Raw genomic sequence first — 18,014 nt, forward strand, 5'->3', positions numbered from 1 at the left:
CGGGCTCAGTCCGGCAGGAGCAGGTTCACGTCGCCAAACTCGTGCCAGAGGTACCGGTGCTGGACGGCGGCCCGGTAGCACTCGGCGAGCAGGGGCCGCCCGGCGACGGCGGCCAGCATCAGCAGGTGCGAGGCGCTGGGCTCGTGCCAGCCGGTGAGCAGGCCGTCGACCGCGCGCACCCCGCGCTCCGGAGTGACCACCAACTCCGTCCAGCCGTCCGCCTCCTGGATGGTGCCGTCCGGCGCGGCGGCCGACTCCAGGGCGCGCACCACCGTGGTGCCGACGGCGATCACCCGCCCGCCGCCGGCCCGCACATGGCCGACCAGGCGGGCGGTGGCCGCCGGGACGTGGAACCGCTCGGCGTACGGCGCCTCGTGCGCCTCCGGGGAGGCCACCCCGGTGTGCAGCGTGACCGGCGCGACCAGCACCCCGCGACCCGCCAGCCGGGCCACCACCTCCGCGCTGAACGGCCGTGCGGCGCTGGGCATCTCGCTGCTTCCGGGGACGGTCGCGAAGACCGTCTGGTAGGCCTCGATCGGCCAGTCGCGGTCCACGTAGCCGTACCGGATCGCTTTGCCGTGCACCTCCAGGTACGGCAACAGCCCTGCCGGCAGGGTCAGTTCGGCGTGCCAGAGCCGGGCGGTGAACGGTGCGACCAGCTCGGCCGCGCCGCCGGCTGGCAGCGCCACCCGCAGACCGGGGCGGGCCGGGGAGTCGGCCGGCGGGTAGTAGGCGGCCGCCGACCCCGGCACCACCCGCCGCAATTCCACCAGGTGGGAGCCGCGTCGGTCGGGCTGGGCGGAGGACAGGTGCAGCGCGACCGCCGTACCGTCGGGCAGTCGGCCGGGCAGCGCGGCCGGCAGGGTGGCCGAGTTGTTGACCACCAGCAGGTCACCCGCGCGCAGCACCTCGGGCAGCTCGGTGAAGCGGTGGTGCTCGACGCTCCCCCGGTCGCGCCGGCCGACCAGCATCCGCACGCCGTCCCGCGCCCCGCCGCGCGCCTCCGCCGGTGCCCGGGCGGAGAGTTCGGGCGGTACGGCGACGTCGAGGCCGAGGTCCACGAGTCCGGTCATCGCCCACCCCTGGCCGCGGCCTTCAGGTCCTCGGCGCGGTAGCGGCCGGAGAGGGCCCGGTCGTGCAGCAGTCCGAGCAGAACCGGCACCACCTCCTCGGGCAGCGGCTCGCCGGAGATGTCCTCACCGGGGCTGGCCTCCTGCAACATCTCGGTGCGCATGCTGCCCGGGTCCACCGCCCACACCCGCAACTCCGGCTCCTCGCGGGCGAGTACGGCGGTGGCGTGGTCGAGCGCCGCCTTGCTGGCGCCGTAGCCGCCCCAGCCGAGGTAGGGCACGACGGCGGCGTCCGAACTGATGTTGAGCACGGCCCCGGCGCGGGCGCGCAGCTGCGGCAGGAGGAGCTGGGTGAGGGCGATCGGGGCGAGCGCGTTGACCTCGAAGGTCTCCAGCAGGTCCGGCAGCGGGAAGTCGGCCAGCCGGGGCAGCGGCTCGGCGCCGGGCACGGTGGCGCCGTTGAGCGTACCGGCGTTGTTGACCAGCAGGCTCGCGCCGCCGAGCCCGTCGGCGGCCGCGGTCAGGTGGGCACGGTGGTCGTCGTCGACGATGGAACCGGAGAGGGCGACGACCTTGGTGACGGCGGCGAGGGCCGTCTCGGCGGCGGCGAGTCCGGCCGCGCCACGGGCGCTGATCACCAGCTGCCAGCCGTCGGCGGCGAGGGCCTTGGCGAGCGCCAGGCCGAGGCCCCGGGAGGCGCCGGTGACCACGGCTACGGGGGCGGGGGCGGTGTGCTGTGCTGCGTTCATGTCCCCACCCTCGCCCCGCGAGGGGCGGCGGCGGATCGGCCGCCGGGACCGGGACCCGGTCGTCCGTTGGGCCTACGGTGCCTGGGTCGCCGGACCTGGGCCGGTGGCCCAGGCCTGCGGGTCCGTCCAGGCGGCGAGGGTGCGGCGGGTGTCGAAGCGGCGCTCCCGGCCGGTCAGCGGGTCGGTGAACTCGACCACCGAGGCGAGGAGTTGAAGCGGGCTGCGGAAGTCGTCCGGGGCCGGTTCGGGCAGCACCACCGGATACACCGGGTCACCGAGGATCGGGACGCCGAGGCCGCACATGTGCAGCCGCAGCTGGTGGGTGCGCCCGCTCAGCGGCCGCAGCCGGTAGCGGGCCAGGCCGTCGCGGCGTTCCAGCAGGTCGATCCGGCTCTCGCTGTTCGGCGGCGCGTCGAGTTCCCGGGCCGCGATCACCCCGCGCTCCTTGAGGATGTGGCTGCGCACGGTGCGCGGCAGCTCCAGCGCCGGGTCGTACGGGGCGATCGCCTGGTACTCCTTGCGCACCAACCGGTCGCTGAACAGGGTCTGGTAGGCGCCGCGCTCCTCGGGGCGCACCACGAACATGGCCAGGCCCGCGGTGAGCCGGTCGAGCCGGTGCGCGGGGCTGAGGGCGGGCAGGTCGAGACTGTGCCGCAGCCGGGACAGGGCCGTCTCGACGACGTGTCGGCCGCGCGGGGTGGTGGCCAGGAAGTGCGGCTTGTCGACGACGACCAGGTGCTCGTCGCGGTGCAGCACCTCCAGCTCGAACGGGACCGGGACCTCCTCGGGGAGGTCCCGGTAGAACCACAGGTGCGCGCCGGGCCGGAACGGCTCGTCCGGGGCGACCGGGCCGTGCTCGCCGACGATCTCGCGGCCGCCCAGCGCCGCGTCGATCCGCGCGGCGGCCACGGCCGGCAGCCGCTCGACCAGGTAGGCGCGGACGGTCGGCCAGGGGCCCTCGGGCGGCAGCCGCAGGTGCACCGGGTCCACACCGTGGCGCTGCGGGAGGGGGGAGGCCGGGCGGCGGCTCTTGCGTCTCATCTCCCGGCCAGCGTAGTCCGCCCGCCCGGGGCGGCCTCGGCCGAGGTCCCCGAGTTGCCCGAGTTGCCCGAGCAGCCCCGGGCCCCCGAGGTGCCGCTCACGGGGAGTGCGGAGCACAGTGGACGGTAGGTCGCCAATCCGCCGGGAGCAGCCGGGAGGACGTGTGAGCGCAGACGGCCCGGACGGTGTGCCGCCGCTGCACCTGCCGCGGCGCACCCGGATGCTGTTGGTCGGCGCCTTCGGGCTGCTGGTCGCCGCCGTGGTGGCCGACCTGGTGACCGGACCGGGGACGACCCTCTCCCCCGTCCTGGCCGTCGCGCCGGTCCTGGCCGGGGCGACCACCCGCAGCGCCCGGGTGCCGCTGGCCGCCGGGGGCATCGCCGTCGTGGCGGTCGGGCTGCTGGAGACCACCAACACCGAACTGCCGGCCGAGGTGCACATCACCGCGCTGATCACGGTGCTCGCGGCGACCCTGGCCAGCGCCGCCAACGTCGTCCTGGTCGCGGCCCGGGAGCGGGAGCTGTTCCACGTCCGGACGGTCGCCGAGGCGGCGCAGCGGGCCCTGCTGCGCCCGCCGCCGGAGCGGATCGGGCGGCTGCGCACCGCGGTGCGCTACGTCGCGGCGGCGGCCGAGGCGCGCATCGGCGGGGACCTGTACGCGGTGGTCGACACCCGCTACGGCACCCGGATCCTGCTCGGGGACGTGCAGGGGCACGGGCTGCCGGCGGTGGAGACGGCGGCCGACGTGCTGGGGGTGTTCCGCGAGGCGGCCCGGACGGAGCCCGATCTCGGGCGGCTGGCCGAGCGGCTGGACGCGGCGCTCGCCGCCCGACCGGAGGAGGGGCACTTCGCCACCGCGCTGCTGCTCACCGTGCCCGCGGAGCGGGGGCCGGTCGCCGTGGTCAACTGCGGGCACCCGCCCCCGCTGCTGCGCCGCGCGGGCCGGGTGCGCGCGCTGACGCCGGCGTACGCCGTGCCGCCGCTCGGGCTGCGGGGGCTGACCGGTGGCGGGTACCCGACGGGCCGCTTCGAGCCGCTGCCGGGGGACCTGCTGCTCCTGTACACCGACGGCATCACCGAGGCCCGCAACGCCGAGGGGCGGTTCTACCCGCTGGAGGAGCGGCTGCCGGGGCTGCCCGCGGGGAGCCCGGCGGACCTGCTGGAGGACCTGCTCGCGGACGTCGGCGGCTGGGTCGGCGACGCCGGGCTGACGGACGACGCGGCGCTGCTGGCGCTCCGCTGGGAGCACTGACGGGCGGACGGGCAGGGGCGCGGGATGTGCGGGCCGGCGGGAGCAGTGACGGCCCGGCCGATTGTCAGTGCCGTGTGCAAGGCTTCGCACACGGTCGGTGAGGGGCCGGCCGGGTAGCGATCGTCGGAGGGAGAGTGCCATGGGGGCCAAGGCCAGCGGGTCGTTCGAGCTGACCAGCTTCGAACCGGTGGAGACGGAGGAGCGCGAGGGTGCGTCCTTCGGGCGGGTCCGGATCTCCAAGAACTTCACGGGCGGGCTGAGCGGCACCAGCGAGGTGCGGATGCTCTCCGTCGCGGGCCCCTCGGGCGGCCCGGCGTCGTACGTCGCGGTGGAGCACGTGACGGGCGAACTGGACGGGCGGAAGGGTTCGTTCGTGCTCCAACACGCGGCGTGGGACACCGGCGGGACGACCATACGCGTGGTGCCGGGCACCGGGTCGGGCGAGCTGGCCGGGCTCACCGGCGAGTTCCGCCTGACCGTCGACGAGGCCGGCACCCACACCTACGTCCTGGAGTACGAGCTGGGCTGATCATCTGGTGTCCGCCTGGTCTCCGCCGCGTACCGCGCGGCGCACGCACCGGGCCGCCGTCCGCGCTGTCACGATGATGCGATCAGTGCACGATCGACATCGGAGGGTGGCGCATGCCCGGTACGACGATGACGGCGGACGGCACGCCGGTCGCGGTGCTGGCCGCGAACGCGGTCACGGCTCAGGTCACGGCGCCGGTCACGGTCGAGGAGGTGGTCGGTCGGCTGCGGGAGATCGGGACGGGCCTGCCCCCGGCGGACGGGGTGGCGGTCTTCAACCGGCTCTACCTCACCGTCACGGAGGCCGTCCGCGACCGGCTCGCCGGCTCGTACTTCGCCGATCCGGCGGCGATGGCCGAGCTGGACACGGTGTTCGCCGGGCGCTACCTGCTGGCCGTGGCAGCCGACGCGGCCGGGCAGGAGCCGCCCGCCTGCTGGCGTCCGCTGTTCGCGCTGCGCGCCCACCCGGGGGTGCACCCGCTGCAGTTCGCGCTGGCCGGGATGAACGCCCACATCCAGCACGACCTGCCGCTCGCCGTCGTGGACACCTGCCTGCGGCGGGGCTGCGAGCCTGCCGGGCTCGCGGCGGACTACCACCGGATCAACGGCCTGCTGGCGGAGGTGGAGACGACCGTCCGGGAGCAGCTGATGCCCGGCCCGGACCTGCTGGAGCACGTCGAGCCGCTCACCCACCTGCTCGGCGTCTGGTCGGTGGAGGCCGCCCGCGAGGGGGCGTGGTCCGCCGTCCAGGCGCTCTGGGAGCTGCGCGCGGTGCCGGCCGCCGCGCGCGCCTTCGCCGCCGCCCTGGACTGCTCGGCCGGCCTGCTCGGCCACGCCCTGCTGCTCCCGCTCGGCCCGCACCCCGCACCGGACGCAGGCTGCTGCGGCTCACCACACGCGGCGGACGCCCCGGGCACGGCGGCGGGCACGCCGGACGCACCGGGCAAGGCACTGCACCCACCTGGCAAGGCACTGCACGCAGCCCACGAGGCGCCGGACGCCCCCCGCACGGCGGCCGGCCGGCTCCCCGAGGCGAGGAACCGGCCGGCCGGTGAAGGAGCGGGCGCTCAGGCCCGGCCCGATCAGGCCCAGCTGGAGTGCAGCGGCTTGCCCTCGGCGTAGCCGGCCGCGCTCTGGATGCCGACGATCGCCTTCTCCTGGAACTCCTCCAGGGTGTTGGCGCCCGCGTAGGTGCAGGAGCTGCGCACACCGGCCACGATCGAGTCGATCAGGTCCTCGACGCCCGGGCGGGCCGGGTCGACGAACATCCGGGAGTGCGAGATGCCCTCCTCGAACAGCGCCTTGCGGGCCCGGTCGTACGAGGAGTCCTGGGCGGTGCGGTTGCTCACCGCACGGGCCGAGGCCATGCCGAAGCTCTCCTTGTACTGGCGGCCGTCGGCGGCGGTCTGCAGGTCGCCCGGGGACTCGTAGGTGCCGGCGAACCAGGAGCCGATCATCACGTTGGAGGCGCCGGCGGCCAGCGCCATCGCGACGTCGCGCGGGTGGCGGACGCCGCCGTCGGCCCACACGTGCTTGCCGAGTCGGCGCGCCTCGGCGGCGCACTCCAGCACGGCGGAGAACTGCGGGCGGCCGACGCCGGTCATCATCCGGGTGGTGCACATGGCGCCGGGGCCGACGCCGACCTTGAGGATGTCGGCGCCCGCCTCGACCAGGTCGCGGACACCGGCGGCGGAGACCACGTTGCCGGCCACGATCGGGATCCGCGGGTCGAGGCCGCGCACCGCGCGCAGCGCGCTGATCATCGACTCCTGGTGGCCGTGCGCGGTGTCCACGACCAGCACGTCGGCGCCGGCGTCGATCAGGGCCTTGGCCTTGCCGGCCACGTCGCCGTTGATGCCGACGGTGGCGGCGATCCGCAGCTTGCCGGCGGCGTCCACGGCCGGGGTGTACAGGGTGGCGCGCAGCGCGCCCTTGCGGGTGAGGATGCCGACGAGCCGGCCCTCGGCGTCGACGACCGGGGCGAGCTTGCGGTGCGCCTCGGTGAGCTTGTCGAAGGCGGTGCGCGGGTCGATGCCCTCGTCCAGGAGCAGCAGGTCGCGGGACATCACGTCGGCGAGGCTGGTGAACCGGTCCACGCCCTGGCAGTCGGAGTCGGTGACGACGCCGACCGGCCTGCCGTCCTCGACGACCACGAGGGCGCCGTGCGCGCGCTTGGGCAGCAGCGACAGCGCCTCGGCGACGGTGGCGCCCGGGGCGAGGGTGATCGGGGTGTCGTGCACCAGGTGGCGCTGCTTGACCCAGGAGACGACCTCGGCGATGACCTCGGTGGGGATGTCCTGCGGGATGGCGACCAGGCCGCCGCGGCGGGCGACGGTCTCGGCCATCCGGCGGCCCGCGATGGCGGTCATGTTGGCGACGACCAGGGGGATGGTGGTGCCGGTGCCGTCGTTCGAGGAGAGGTCGACCGCCTGCCGGGAGCCCACGGCGGAACGGCTGGGGACCATGAAGACGTCGTCGTACGTGAGGTCGTACGAGGGCTTGAGGTCGTTCAGGAAGCGCATGAAGGGGGCTCTCTGGCTGGGAGAAATTACACCTCGGGTGCGGTTGCGGCACTGCCGCCGGGCGCACTCGGGCGCCCGGCACCCAGCATTCGATTCTCCGGGACGGTGGGATCAAAAGCCAGTTCGAGGCCCTTTGCTGGCACTGTGTACAAACCATGATCAATGCTCCGCGCGTAGACTTGGACGATCATCCAAGGCCGGCGGTTTTCGCCCCGGCCAGGGCCACTCCCGTAGCATTCACGCGGTAACGGCGAGGCGAGCGGGAAGCGGCGACAGGCAATGACGGCGGGCGTGGACATCAAGCAGGACCAGAGCGGCACGGACACCGGGGAGGAGATCGACTACGGTCCCGGCCTCGACCCCGAGCGGCTGCGGCTCTGCCTGGACGTGCTCGCCGAGCTCGACGAGCTGCACGTCGACCACCCGGACGCGATCACCGTCCGCCAGGCCGTCGGCGGCATATTCCGGACGCTCAAGCAGCGCCGCCGCCAGGAGACCCGGGCCCGCAAGACCGCCAACGACCGCGAGGTCACCGCGCGCACCGCCACCGGCGCCCCCACCCGGATCGACGACGAGACCGCCGGCGCCTTCGGCCTGACCACCGTCACCAGCACCGAGATCGCCGGCATCCTGGAGCGGCCCCGCTCCTGCTACACGTGCAAGCAGCGGTACGTCGAGGTCGACGCCTTCTACCACAACCTCTGCCAGGACTGCGCCGTCAAGAACCGGGCCCACCGGGACGCCCGCGCCGACCTCACCGGCAAGCGCGCGCTGCTCACCGGCGGCCGGGCCAAGATCGGCATGTACATCGCGCTGATGCTGCTGCGCGACGGCGCCCACACCACCATCACCACGCGCTTCCCCAACGACGCCATCCGCCGCTTCACCGCGATGCCGGACAGCGCCGAGTGGATCCACCGCCTCAAGGTCGTCGGCATCGACCTGCGCGACCCGGCCCAGGTCATGGCGCTCGCCGACGAGGTCGCCGCCGACGGCCCGCTGGACATCCTGATCAACAACGCGGCGCAGACCGTGCGCCGCCCGCCGGAGTCCTACCGCGAGCTGATCGCCGCCGAGTCCGCGCCGCTGCCGGCCGGCGAGCTGCCGCAGGCCACCACCATCGGCCGTTTCGGCAGCGGCAGCGTCGACCTGCCCGCCCTCCCCCACCAGGCGAGCGGCGACGCGCAGCGGATGGCCGCCGAGGACGTCACCTCGCTCGCGCTCGTCACCGGCTCCGCCACGCCCGCCCGGATCGAGGCCGGCACCGCGATCGACGCCGGCGGGCTGGTGCCCGACCTCGCGCCCACCAACAGCTGGGTGCAGACCGTCCAGGAGGTCGGCCCGGTCGAGCTGCTGGAGGTCCAGCTCTGCAACTCCACCGCGCCGTTCATCCTGATCAGCCAGCTGCGCCCGGCGATGGCCGCCTCCGCCTCCCGCCGCAAGTACGTGGTCAACGTCTCCGCGATGGAGGGCGTGTTCCAGCGCGGCTACAAGGGCGCCGGCCACCCGCACACCAACATGGCCAAGGCCGCGCTCAACATGCTCACCCGCACCAGCGCGCACGAGATGTTCGAGACCGACGGCATCCTGATGACCGCCGTCGACACCGGTTGGATCACCGACGAGCGTCCGCACCCGGACAAGATGCGGCTGGCCGACGAGGGCTTCCACGCCCCGCTCGACCTGGTCGACGGCGCGGCCCGGGTGTACGACCCGATCGTCCGCGGCGAGCTCGGCGAGGACCTGTACGGCTGCTTCCTGAAGGACTACGAGCGCTCCAACTGGTAGTCCCCGATCCTGGCGAGGACCCCCGCGAAGGAGATGGCGAATTGACCACCGCACCGCTGCTCGGCGCCGGAATCATCGTGCCCACCGGGGACGGCCGGGTGCTGATCGGCCGGCGCACCACCGCCGGCGAGCCGCCGACCTGGAGCCTGCCCGGCGGAAAGGTCGATCCCGGCGAGTCCTTCGAGCAGACGGCGGCCCGCGAACTCGCCGAGGAGACCGGCATCGTGCTGCCCGCCGAGCGGATGCGGGTGCTCGCCCTCCTGCTCGACCACGAGCTCGGCCGGCCCCGGCTGACCGCCGCCGTGCTGGCGCCGCCGAGCCTGGCCGAGGCGGTCGTCACCGAGCCGCACGCCTGCGGCGGCTGGGAGCGCGTCGCGGTGGACGCGCTGCCGGAGCCGATGTTCTACCCGTCCTCGCTGGTCCTCGGCAGCTGGCTGCCGGAACGGCCCTCGGTGGTCCGGGCCGGAACGACCGGGTACCCCGTCACCCGCTGAGGGCGACGGGGTACGCCGGCGGCGCCCGGACGCCGAGAGAGCCCCCCGGGCGGCCCGTGCCGAACGGCGACGGGCCGTCAGCCGTTGCGGGCGGCCTCGGGGCCGGTGATCCGCTTCAGCAGCGGCAGCGTCGAGGCGATGATCCCGACCGAGGCCACCACACCGAGGACGACGAAGCCGAAGTACACCGCGCCCGGCGACACCAGGTGGTAGCCCATCTGGGAGCTGAGGAACAGGGCCGAGGCGGCGAGGGCCGCGCCGATCGAGATCACCGCCACCGACAGCAGCGGCAGCACGCTCTCCAGCGCGATCACCCGCTGGAGCAGGCGCAGCGGCGAGCCGGTGAGCCGCAGCATCGCGAACGGCCGTCTGCGGTCGGAGAGTCCGGCCACCACGCTGACCGCGAGGCTGCACCCGGCGATCGGGAGCGTGGTCAGCAGCACCACGTTCGCCAACTGCCGCCAGCCGGCGAGCCGTTGCTGGCCTTCGGTGGCCCAGTCGCCGACCGTGTGGGCGTCGTGGTCGGGCCACGCCGCGGTGAACACCGTCCGGACCTGCTCCTTCGCCGCCGTCGATCCGTCGGTCGTGGCGTAGAGCAGCTGGACCGGGAGCTTCGCGACCTCCTCCGCGGAGACCGGGGCGGCGGGCCACTCGGCGTCCGGGCGCGAGGTGAGGTTGAGGAACTCGCGCGACGGGACGGCCGCCACGACCGCCCCGGCCGCGCAGTGGCCGACCACCGGGACCTCGGCGAGGTCCGCGCAGGACACCAGGCCGGGGGTGAGGAGCGGGGCGCCCGGGCGGGGGCCCGCCGGGATCCTGCCGAGGCCGGCCGGATTGGTGTGGAGCACCGCGAGACCCTGGAGGCCCGGCACGGCCCGCGCCTGCGCCAGGACCTGCTCCGGCACCGCGTCCGCCAGTTGCTCGCCGGCCCGGTAGACGCCCTGCACCACGGCCGCGCGGGACGGCTGGTCGCCGTCCAGCGAGCCGCGGTTGGCGTTGATCGTGCCGATGACGCAGACCGTCGACGTGGTGACGAACAGCGCCAGGATCAGGCCGCTGACCGCGCGGAACCCGGCCTTCGGGTCGTCCGCGAGCCGGCGCACCGCGATCAGTGTGGCCGGACGGCTGGTGCGGCGGGCGACCGTACGGGCGGCGGCCATGGTCAGCCACGGCCCGGCGATCACCAGGCCGAGCATCACCAGCAGGAACCCGGGCAGGTAGGCCGCCGCCTGTCCGTTCCCGGTGGCCGGGCGGCGGCCGAGGAAGTACGCCAGCTCCGCGAGCCCGGCCAGCAGCGGGACCAGCCGCCAGGCCCGGGGCGGCCGCGGGGTGACCCGACGGCTGACGCCCAGCGGGGAGACGGTGACCCGGCGCAGCGCGAACCGGGCCGCCACCGCCGAGGCCAGCGGCACGGCCAGGACGGTGCCCAGCACCTGGAGGCCGGTCAGGCGCACGTCGTCGAGGTGGAAGCGGCCGCCGGTGAAGGGCACGTCGGCCACCAGCGGGCGCAGCGCCAGGTAGAGGCCGAAGCCGGCGGCCGTACCGGCCACCGCGGCGACGGTGGACTCGACCGCGGTGATCACCGAGATCTGCCGCGGGGTGGCACCGACCAGCCGCATCGCGGCGAACCGCTGCTCCCGGGTGGCGGCGGACAGGCGGGTCGCGGTGCCGATGAAGATCAGTACCGGGAAGATCATCGCACCGCCCACCACCGACAGGATGAGCGTCATCGCGTCACCCCGGATGCCCCGGCTCAGGCAGTCGCCGTTCCCGCACTCGGGCCGGGTGGTGGCGATGGTGGTCACGGCGACGGCCCGGGGCGCGGCCTCGACCTCGCCGACCGTCCGGCCGACGACCACGGCCAGCGTGTCCGGGGAGGGCATCGCCGAGTCGTTCAGGGTGCCGGCCATCCGGCCCGGGAAGCGGTCGCCGAGCTCGACGGCCGGGACGGTGCGCAGCAGCGCGGCCAGCGCCGGGGAGGCGTAGTACTCGCCGGGGGCCGGCAGCCGGTCGAGCCCCGGCGGGACGGGCGAGGTCGGCCCGGTCGCGGCGACGTCGATCTCGCGGATCTCCGAGCCGTCGTAGTAGTCGTTGTGGGGCCGCCACCACAGCGGGTCGACCTGCGCGCTCTCGGTCCGGCTCCGGGCCCCGGAGTCGAGCCAGACCTGGCGCTGGTTGGCGCGGTCGATCGCGTTCATGCTGGCGAGCGTGGACAGCAGCAGCCCGACCCCGATCGCCACCGCCGCCGCGATCATCAGCAGTCGGGCGACCGCCTCCCGGCCGCCGCTGACCGCCAGCCGGAGCGAGAACCGGATCACGGGGCCACCGACCCGGCTCCGGCACCGGCACCGGCGGAGAGCGTTCGGGCCTGGCCGTCGCGGACGATCGCCTCGCGGTCGGCGTAGGCGGCCACCCGCGGCTCGTGGGTGACCAGGATGACGGTGGTGCCCTGCTCCCGGGCCGAGCCGACCATCAGTTCCATCACCTGCTCGCCGGTCAGCGAGTCCAGCGCGCCGGTCGGCTCGTCGGCGAACAGCACCTGCGGCCGGGCCACCAGGCCCCGGGCCAGCGCCACGCGCTGCGCCTGACCACCCGACAGTTCGCCGGAGCGGCGCCGCTCCATGCCGTCCAGGCCGAGCCGGGAGAACCACGGCCGGGCCTGCGCCAGCGCCTCCGCGCGGCGCACGCCGTTCAGCAGCAGCGGCAGCGCCACGTTCTCCTCCGCCGTCAACTCCGGGACGAGCTGGCCGAACTGGAAGACGAAGCCGAACTTGTCGCGGCGCAGGGCGCTGCGCCCCGCCTCGTTCAGGGTGTCCAGGCGCCGCCCGTCGAACAGCACCTCGCCCGCGTCGGGCACCAGGATGCCGGCCAGGCAGTGCAGTAACGTCGACTTCCCCGAGCCGCTCGGGCCCATGACGGCGAGCACCTCGCCGGCCTCGACGGACAGGCTCGCCCCGCGCAGGGCGGGGGTTTCGCCGAAGGACAGGGTGACGTCGCGGGCCTCGATCACGGCGGTCATGAGCGCACCGCCTCGGCCAGCGCGTCCAGGCGGGCGGCGGTGAGGTCGATCCAGCGCAGGTCGGCGTCCAGGTGGAACAGGCCGTGGTCGGCGAGCAGGGCGTCCACCAGGGCGCCGGTGCGGCGCAGTTCGGTGAGTTCGCGCATCCGGCGCAGGTGGGCGGCGCGCTGGGTGTCCAGGTACTCCTCGGCGTCGCGGCCCAGCATCAGGGCCAGTACCACCTTGGTGAACAGCACGCTCTGCAGGTTGGGTTCGGGCGCGACCGGATCCCGGAGCCAGGTCTCGAACTCCGTCACCCCCGCGTCGGTGATCACGTAGCGCTTGCGTTCGGGTCCGTCGCCGGGCTCCGCCTCGCCCGCGACCACCTTGCCGTCCCGGGCCAGTCGGCCGAGGGTCGCGTACACCTGTCCGTACGGGAGGGGCTTGCCGCGGCCGAAGAGGGAGTCGTAGTCGCGCTTGAGGTCGTAGCCATGGCTCGGCTCTCGCTCCAGCAGCCCCAGCAGGGTCAAAGGAACACTCATGGGCGAGACCATACCCCACGCGTATACTCCGAGTGTATAGCTGGCGAGAATACGGTCCCTGCCTGCGGAAACATCGTCAGAACCCGGGCGAGAACCGGCCAGAGGCGAGCCAGAAGCGAGCCAGAAGCCGGTCAGGACGCGGTCGGAAGCCCGGCGGAGACACCGTCAGCCGGGTGCGGGCGGGCAGGAGGCAGCCCCACGCTCACCCCCTGCACCGCACCACGGCCCGGCACCCCCACGGTCAACCGGGCCAAGCCGTCCCCTGGCACGAAGGATGCGGCCGGACCCCAGCCTGCCCGCCCGCCCGGCCGCTGCCGAGGGCCGAACGTCCCGGGTGCGCGAAGGGGCGCCGGGCGTCCGCGTGCCCGGGCGCGACCCGGAACGCGACCGGCGCGCGGCGGCGCCGTCCGCAGGTCCCGGTGGTACGAGCCCGCACGACTCTTGTGCGCGGGCGGCCACCGGGTGGAAATTGGGTGAAGAAACCCCGCGACCCCACCAGCGCGCCGCCCCAACCCCCCTGAGGAGCCGTCGACGTGTCCAGCACACCCCGCCCCGCCCGGCCCTCGTCGCGCCCGCCGCGAACCGGCCGCCGGCTGCGGCGGGCCTTCGGTGCCCGGCACGAACCGCTGGTCCGGCCCGTCGACCGGGCCCGCGCCCGGGCCTGGCTGCTGAGCACCCTCGGGGCCCTGCTCTCCCTCGCCTTCGCCACCGGCAGCGCCCTGCTCGCCTACCACGCCACCGCACCCCAGGCCGACAGCGACCGCCTGCGCCTCCACAAGGTCGACGCCGTGGTGCTCACCCTCCCCGACCGCGGCTCCGGTGCCGGCAGCGGAGCCGGAGGGCGCTTCGGCGCCGGCTACAGCACCCGCGTCGACGCCGAGGCCGCCTGGACCTACCCCGACGGCCAGCCGCACACCGGCACCGTCCAGGCCCCCCGTACCGCCGTCACCGGCACCGTCGTCCCCGTCTGGGTCGACCCCGCCGGCGCCCTCTCCTCGCCCCCGACCAACCGCGCCGCCGTCGCCGTCTCCGCCGTCTGCACCGGCGCCGGCGCCCTCCTCGCCCTCCTGGCCCTGCTCACCCTCGCGCTGCGCCTTCGCCTGCACGTCCTCGACCGCCGCGCCGACGAGGCCTGGACCCAGGGCTGGGCCCGCCTCGAACCCCTCTGGAGCGGCCGCGCCGGGCACCGCCAGGACGACTGACCCACGGGAGAGGGCCGGCGAGCGGAGGAACGCGGCGCCGGGTCAGAGCGGGTGGGTCCAGTCCGGGGCGGGACGGGCTCCGGCGGCCCGGTGGGTGAGGGCCGCGACGGCGACCAGGAGGGCCAGGGCGAGGGCCAGGGCGACGGGGACGTCGCCCTGGCGGATGAGGAGGGCCCCGACGAGGGCGCCGACGAACATCCAGACGGCGGAGGCCAGACGGCGGGGGCCGGTGCGGTCGGCGGCGAGGGCCGTGATGGTCATGGTGAGCACCGTGGTGGTCAGGTCGGGGACCTTGAGGGAGCGGACCACCGCGTTCTGGCCGCCCATGGCGAAGGCCAGCAGCCCGATGAGGCCGTAGCGGGCCGGGTCGGAGGTGTAGCCGGCCACGGCGGCCAGGGCGGTGCTCGCGGCGACGAGCACCACCTGGCCGACCACCGCCGTGGTCAGCAGCCGCCCGCGGTGGTCGGGCAGGCGTCGGGCGAGGTGGCCCCCGGCCAGGGCGCCGAGCACGAAGGCCGCGAGGGCGCTCAGCGAGGCGGTGGCGGAGAGTCCGGCGGCGCCGGCCAGGGCGAAGCCGAGGAAGACCACGTTGCCGGTCATGTTGGCGACGAAGACGTGGCCGAGCCGGAGGTAGCTGACCGCGTCCACCAGTCCGGTGACGACGGTGAGCACCAGCAGCATCGGCACCAGCGGCCCGTGCCTGGGATCGGGGGTGAGCATCGGGACCTCCTGGTCGGCCTCGTGACGGTGCCTCCGTTCTACCTCCCCCGGGCCGGCCTCTAGGCGAGCGCGGGGCGGCTCGGGTCGTCGGGTTCGTCGTCGAGGTGCCAGTGCAGGTCGCGGACGCCGGGTTCGAGGGAGAGCCGGCTGACGACCTGTTCGAGGGCCGGGGCGACCTGCCCGGTGATGGCCACGGTGGCGCGCAGGCTGGTGGCGTCGCCGCTGTCGGTGCGGCGGGCGCGCAGGCCGGTGGGGGCGAGGCCGGAGGCCGACAGGGCCTGGAGCAGCAGGGCCCGGATGTGGGTCTCGGCCTTGCGCTCGCACTCCAGGTGGACGGTGGCGCGGACGGTGGAGTCGGGGTCGCTGCCGGACTGCGGGGCGCGGTCGAGCATCCGACCGGCCGGGCGCAGGATCAGGTGGACGGCGAGGACGCCGAGCGTGCCGAGGGCGGCGAATTCGAGCTTCCCGGCGGCGGCGAGCACCCCGACGGCGGCCGAACACCACAGCGTGGCGGCGGTGTTGAGGCCGCGGACGCCGGCACCGTCGCGCAGGATGACGCCACCGCCGAGGAAGCCGATGCCGGAGACGACGTAGGAGGCGACCCGGGTGGGGCTGGCGGCGTCGCCGACGGCCTCGCTGTACAGCACGAACAGGGTGGCGCCGGCGGCGACCAGGGCGTTGGTGCGCAGGCCGGCCATCCGGGCCCGCCACTGGCGTTCGACGCCGATGAGCGCGCCGCAGGCGACCCCGGTGGCGAGCCGGACGAGGAAGTCGACGGTGGTCAGGGTGTGCACGACGGCACCTCCTTCACTGGGAGAGCGGGGAGAGCTGGAGGAGCGGGCAGAGCAGGGAGACGGACGGACGGGTGGTGGGCCGCTGCCCACCACCCGTCCGTCCGGGCTGCGGTCTGCGACTCAGTGGTTGAGCGCGGTCTGGACGATCTTGATGATGACCATCACCATCGCGACCAGCAGGTAGGCGCGCAGGGCGCCCATACCGACCTTGCGGGCGGTGGACATGACCGGCTTGCCGAGGGTGTCCAGCGGGGGCATCCGCCACTCCTCGCGGCCGGTGCGGTCGATCGGGTCCTCCTTGGTGGCGGTGCGGCCGAAGGTGAAGAAGTACCCGGCGACCAGGACGCCGGCCACGCCGCAGCCGGCCATGATCCACAGGATCGCCTGCGAGCTGATGTCGGGCCAGACCACGGCGGCGGTCAGGATCAGCGAGAGCATCACCAGGACCCCGACCACGGCGGAGGTGAAGGCGTTGGTCTTGGGCCCGTTGACCCACGGCCCCAGCACGGCCTTGTCGTTGCAGAGCAGCAGCAGGAACACCGTCGCCGAGGGCAGCAGCACACCGGCCAGCACCTGGACGAACTGCGTCATCAGGCCCTGGGTGTAGCCGGTGGACAGCAGCGTGATCACGGCGGCGACGGCGACCAGGCCGGCGTAGATCGCGTAGAAGCCCTTGGCGCCCTTGACGCCCCGGTGCAGCGAGTGCTTGATGCCGAACACGTCGCCGATGGCGTAGGCGGTGGAGAGGGAGACGGCGAAGGCGCCGATGATCGAGGCGTCCAGCAGGGCGATGGCGAACAGCACGCCCGCCAGGTGTCCGGCCTTGTCCTCGATCCCCTTGGCGACGGCGGCCGCGTCGGAGAACTGGCCGAAGCCGTCGGTGCCGGCGAAGGCCGCGGCGGTGAAGCCCATCATCGCGGCGGCGCCGATGATGACGATGGCGATCCCGATCCACAGGTCGACCTTCTCGTACTTCATGAAACGCGGCGTGATCCGCTTGTCGATGACGTACGACTGCTGGAAGAACAGCTGCCACGGGGCCACCGTGGTGCCCACGATGGAGACGATCACCAGCATCACGGCGGCCAGCTGGCCCGAGCCGCCCGGCATGCTGGGCACCACGAAGTCGTGCGCCATCTGCGAGGTCTTGGGGTGGACCATGAAGTAGATCGGCACCAGCAGCAGCGAGCCCACGCACAGTGTGACCGCGACGCGCTCGAAGCGCTGGAACGAGCCGGTGAACGCCGAGGCGATGATGATCACCGCGGCCAGCACCACCGAGGCGACCTTCGGCAGCCCGAGGTACCCGGCGGCCAGGGTGACGCCGATGAACTCGGTGACCAGCGTCAGCGCGTTCAGCAGGAACAGGTCGATGACGCTGAACGCGCCCCAGAACTTGCCGAAGCGCTCCAGGATCAGCCGGGCGTGGCCGACACCGGTGACGGCGCCCAGGCGCAGCACCATCTCCTGGTTCACGTACAGCACCGGGACGAGCATCAGCAGCGTCCACAGCAGCTGGGTGCCGTAGTTCTGCCCGGCCTGTCCGTAGGTGGAGAAGGCGCCCGCGTCGTTGTCGCCGACCATCACGATCAGGCCGGGGCCCACGATGGCGAGCAGGGTCTTGAGCCGCGCGGACAGGCCGTGGCGCGGAGTGGTGTCGTCGAGCCGGATGGTGCCGAGCGCACCCTTGATGTCGCCGACGTGGGCGTCGTCGAGCACGGCGGTGCGGGTGGTGGTGGGGACCTTCGGGTCCAGCATCACGTTGGTCATGGCAGGGCCTCCCTGCCCCCTTCCTTGAGGGGGCGACAGGGGGCACGCAGCAGCGATCCTCCCTGCGAGAGCGCACGCCTCCGGACCGCACGGCGGCGCTGAGCGGCGGCGGCCGTGAGGGCATGACGGAGCGTCAGACGTCGTGCGTCGGGGCGCGGTTGAGCGCATGACGCAGCGTCAGGTGAACGCGCGCAGGGAAGGTTGTTACCGCGTGCCAGAGGTGATCGAGAGCATGCGGGGGTAGGGGCGACTATGGCCCGGACTATCGCAGTCCATGTCTCTCGCCTCCTCCCGGTCGGGGGTGCACCGTCTGTGCACCGCATCGCGACACGGCAAGGAGCGGACCGACCCCACAGGACCGGCACACCCCAACTCGTCAGAGCTTTGGCACTCCACGGCGTGTCCAGCCTGGCCGGCCGGAAGCCACTTGGGGTCAACCCTTAACTCGGGAAGACCTGTCCTGAACCTGGGCGTCTCTCGACGTCGTCGGGTCAGTGGCCTGTGTCCGTGAAGACGCCTCACCGAACGAGGTGCCTTTCAAACC

Annotated in this window: 16 protein-coding genes and 1 riboswitch; of the genes, 6 read left to right on the forward strand and 10 right to left on the reverse strand. The window is 74.2% G+C overall.

The features are described from left to right. Positions 1-5: 5 nt before the first annotated feature. From ACFVTF_RS11505 to ACFVTF_RS11515, 3 genes are all read right to left on the reverse strand, one after another. Positions 6-1,073 carry an S-adenosylmethionine:tRNA ribosyltransferase-isomerase gene (locus ACFVTF_RS11505; protein ID WP_387812224.1) on the reverse strand — a complete coding sequence of 356 codons (1,068 nt, stop codon included), beginning with the start codon at positions 1,071-1,073 and terminating at the stop codon, positions 6-8. Next, positions 1,070-1,819 (reverse strand): SDR family NAD(P)-dependent oxidoreductase, encoded by a 750-nt coding sequence (locus ACFVTF_RS11510; protein ID WP_387812226.1) that lies wholly within the window; start codon positions 1,817-1,819, stop codon positions 1,070-1,072. Before ACFVTF_RS11510 ends, ACFVTF_RS11505 begins: the two co-directional genes overlap by 4 nt. Positions 1,820-1,891: 72 nt before the next feature. Beyond that, positions 1,892-2,860: a pseudouridine synthase gene (locus ACFVTF_RS11515; RefSeq protein ID WP_387812229.1), complete on the reverse strand. Its 969-nt coding sequence runs from the start codon at positions 2,858-2,860 to the stop codon at positions 1,892-1,894. Between the two features lie 163 nt (positions 2,861-3,023). Between ACFVTF_RS11515 and ACFVTF_RS11520 the strand changes: the two genes are divergently transcribed. From ACFVTF_RS11520 to ACFVTF_RS11530, 3 genes are all read left to right on the forward strand, one after another. Further along, positions 3,024-4,112: a PP2C family protein-serine/threonine phosphatase gene (locus tag ACFVTF_RS11520; RefSeq protein ID WP_387812232.1), complete on the forward strand. Its 1,089-nt coding sequence runs from the start codon at positions 3,024-3,026 to the stop codon at positions 4,110-4,112. Positions 4,113-4,251: 139 nt separating this feature from the next. Beyond that, a complete protein-coding gene (locus tag ACFVTF_RS11525; protein WP_387812235.1) occupies positions 4,252-4,641 on the forward strand; it encodes a DUF3224 domain-containing protein in 390 nt (129 codons plus the stop codon). Positions 4,642-4,754: 113 nt separating this feature from the next. Continuing rightward, positions 4,755-5,762 carry a DUF5995 family protein gene (locus ACFVTF_RS11530; protein WP_387812238.1) on the forward strand — a complete coding sequence of 336 codons (1,008 nt, stop codon included), beginning with the start codon at positions 4,755-4,757 and terminating at the stop codon, positions 5,760-5,762. Here ACFVTF_RS11530 and ACFVTF_RS11535 read toward each other — a convergent pair. After that, positions 5,723-7,162, reverse strand: a complete 1,440-nt coding sequence (locus ACFVTF_RS11535) for a GuaB1 family IMP dehydrogenase-related protein (protein ID WP_387812241.1) — start codon at positions 7,160-7,162, stop codon at positions 5,723-5,725. The genes ACFVTF_RS11530 and ACFVTF_RS11535 overlap by 40 nt on opposite strands. 279 nt (positions 7,163-7,441) lie before the next feature. Here ACFVTF_RS11535 and ACFVTF_RS11540 point away from each other — a divergent pair, with 279 nt between their 5' ends. Together ACFVTF_RS11540 and ACFVTF_RS11545 are read left to right on the forward strand one after the other, a co-directional pair. Next, the gene (locus ACFVTF_RS11540; protein ID WP_387812244.1) at positions 7,442-8,950 is read left to right on the forward strand and encodes an SDR family NAD(P)-dependent oxidoreductase; all 1,509 of its coding nucleotides are present in this window, start codon (positions 7,442-7,444) and stop codon (positions 8,948-8,950) included. A gap of 41 nt (positions 8,951-8,991) precedes the next feature. Further along, positions 8,992-9,444, forward strand: coding sequence for an NUDIX hydrolase (locus ACFVTF_RS11545; protein ID WP_387812247.1), 453 nt, complete (start codon positions 8,992-8,994; stop codon positions 9,442-9,444). 77 nt (positions 9,445-9,521) lie between these two features. Here ACFVTF_RS11545 and ACFVTF_RS11550 read toward each other — a convergent pair whose 3' ends face one another. From ACFVTF_RS11550 to ACFVTF_RS11560, 3 genes are read right to left on the reverse strand one after another with little or no spacing between them, the layout of a single operon-like run. Continuing rightward, the gene (locus ACFVTF_RS11550; RefSeq protein WP_387812250.1) at positions 9,522-11,762 is read right to left on the reverse strand and encodes an FtsX-like permease family protein; all 2,241 of its coding nucleotides are present in this window, start codon (positions 11,760-11,762) and stop codon (positions 9,522-9,524) included. Then, a complete protein-coding gene (locus ACFVTF_RS11555) occupies positions 11,759-12,463 on the reverse strand; it encodes an ABC transporter ATP-binding protein (RefSeq protein WP_387812253.1) in 705 nt (234 codons plus the stop codon). The genes ACFVTF_RS11550 and ACFVTF_RS11555 overlap by 4 nt, the downstream gene beginning before the upstream one ends. Continuing rightward, complete coding sequence (locus ACFVTF_RS11560; protein ID WP_063346498.1) at positions 12,460-12,984, reverse strand: PadR family transcriptional regulator; 525 nt, start codon at positions 12,982-12,984, stop codon at positions 12,460-12,462. The genes ACFVTF_RS11555 and ACFVTF_RS11560 overlap by 4 nt, the downstream gene beginning before the upstream one ends. Before the next feature lie 533 nt (positions 12,985-13,517). Between ACFVTF_RS11560 and ACFVTF_RS11565 the strand changes: the two genes are divergently transcribed. Next, positions 13,518-14,186 (forward strand): hypothetical protein, encoded by a 669-nt coding sequence (locus tag ACFVTF_RS11565; protein WP_387812256.1) that lies wholly within the window; start codon positions 13,518-13,520, stop codon positions 14,184-14,186. A gap of 42 nt (positions 14,187-14,228) precedes the next feature. Here the strand turns inward: ACFVTF_RS11565 and ACFVTF_RS11570 are convergent, their stop codons facing one another. The 3 genes from ACFVTF_RS11570 to ACFVTF_RS11580 all read right to left on the reverse strand — a co-directional run bounded on the left by ACFVTF_RS11570 (position 14,229) and on the right by ACFVTF_RS11580 (position 17,470). Further along, entirely contained in the window at positions 14,229-14,906 is a 678-nt protein-coding gene (locus ACFVTF_RS11570) for a YoaK family protein (protein ID WP_387812259.1), read from the reverse strand. Positions 14,907-14,965: 59 nt separating this feature from the next. Further along, on the reverse strand, positions 14,966-15,700 hold the full coding sequence (locus tag ACFVTF_RS11575; protein ID WP_350883503.1) for an MgtC/SapB family protein: 735 nt from the start codon (positions 15,698-15,700) through the stop codon (positions 14,966-14,968). A gap of 120 nt (positions 15,701-15,820) precedes the next feature. Continuing rightward, the gene (locus ACFVTF_RS11580; RefSeq protein ID WP_387812262.1) at positions 15,821-17,470 is read right to left on the reverse strand and encodes an NRAMP family divalent metal transporter; all 1,650 of its coding nucleotides are present in this window, start codon (positions 17,468-17,470) and stop codon (positions 15,821-15,823) included. Between the two features lie 360 nt (positions 17,471-17,830). After that, positions 17,831-18,007: riboswitch (M-box (ykoK) riboswitch) on the reverse strand. Between the last annotated feature and the right edge of the window lie 7 nt (positions 18,008-18,014).

The organism is Kitasatospora sp. NPDC057940 (genome assembly GCF_042887425.1).
Lineage (GTDB): Bacteria > Actinomycetota > Actinomycetes > Streptomycetales > Streptomycetaceae > Kitasatospora.

What these genes read in the sequence shown, in the direction of transcription:
- ACFVTF_RS11505 (WP_387812224.1), bottom strand. Translation starts at nt 1,073, where the DNA reads ATGACCGGACTCGTGGACCTCGGCCTCGACGTCGCCGTACCGCCCGAA.
- ACFVTF_RS11510 (WP_387812226.1), bottom strand. Translation starts at nt 1,819, where the DNA reads ATGAACGCAGCACAGCACACCGCCCCCGCCCCCGTAGCCGTGGTCACC.
- ACFVTF_RS11515 (WP_387812229.1), bottom strand. Translation starts at nt 2,860, where the DNA reads ATGAGACGCAAGAGCCGCCGCCCGGCCTCCCCCCTCCCGCAGCGCCAC.
- ACFVTF_RS11525 (WP_387812235.1), top strand. Translation starts at nt 4,252, where the DNA reads ATGGGGGCCAAGGCCAGCGGGTCGTTCGAGCTGACCAGCTTCGAACCG.
- ACFVTF_RS11530 (WP_387812238.1), top strand. Translation starts at nt 4,755, where the DNA reads ATGCCCGGTACGACGATGACGGCGGACGGCACGCCGGTCGCGGTGCTG.
- ACFVTF_RS11535 (WP_387812241.1), bottom strand. Translation starts at nt 7,162, where the DNA reads ATGCGCTTCCTGAACGACCTCAAGCCCTCGTACGACCTCACGTACGAC.
- ACFVTF_RS11540 (WP_387812244.1), top strand. Translation starts at nt 7,442, where the DNA reads ATGACGGCGGGCGTGGACATCAAGCAGGACCAGAGCGGCACGGACACC.
- ACFVTF_RS11555 (WP_387812253.1), bottom strand. Translation starts at nt 12,463, where the DNA reads ATGACCGCCGTGATCGAGGCCCGCGACGTCACCCTGTCCTTCGGCGAA.
- ACFVTF_RS11560 (WP_063346498.1), bottom strand. Translation starts at nt 12,984, where the DNA reads ATGAGTGTTCCTTTGACCCTGCTGGGGCTGCTGGAGCGAGAGCCGAGC.
- ACFVTF_RS11570 (WP_387812259.1), bottom strand. Translation starts at nt 14,906, where the DNA reads ATGCTCACCCCCGATCCCAGGCACGGGCCGCTGGTGCCGATGCTGCTG.
- ACFVTF_RS11580 (WP_387812262.1), bottom strand. Translation starts at nt 17,470, where the DNA reads ATGACCAACGTGATGCTGGACCCGAAGGTCCCCACCACCACCCGCACC.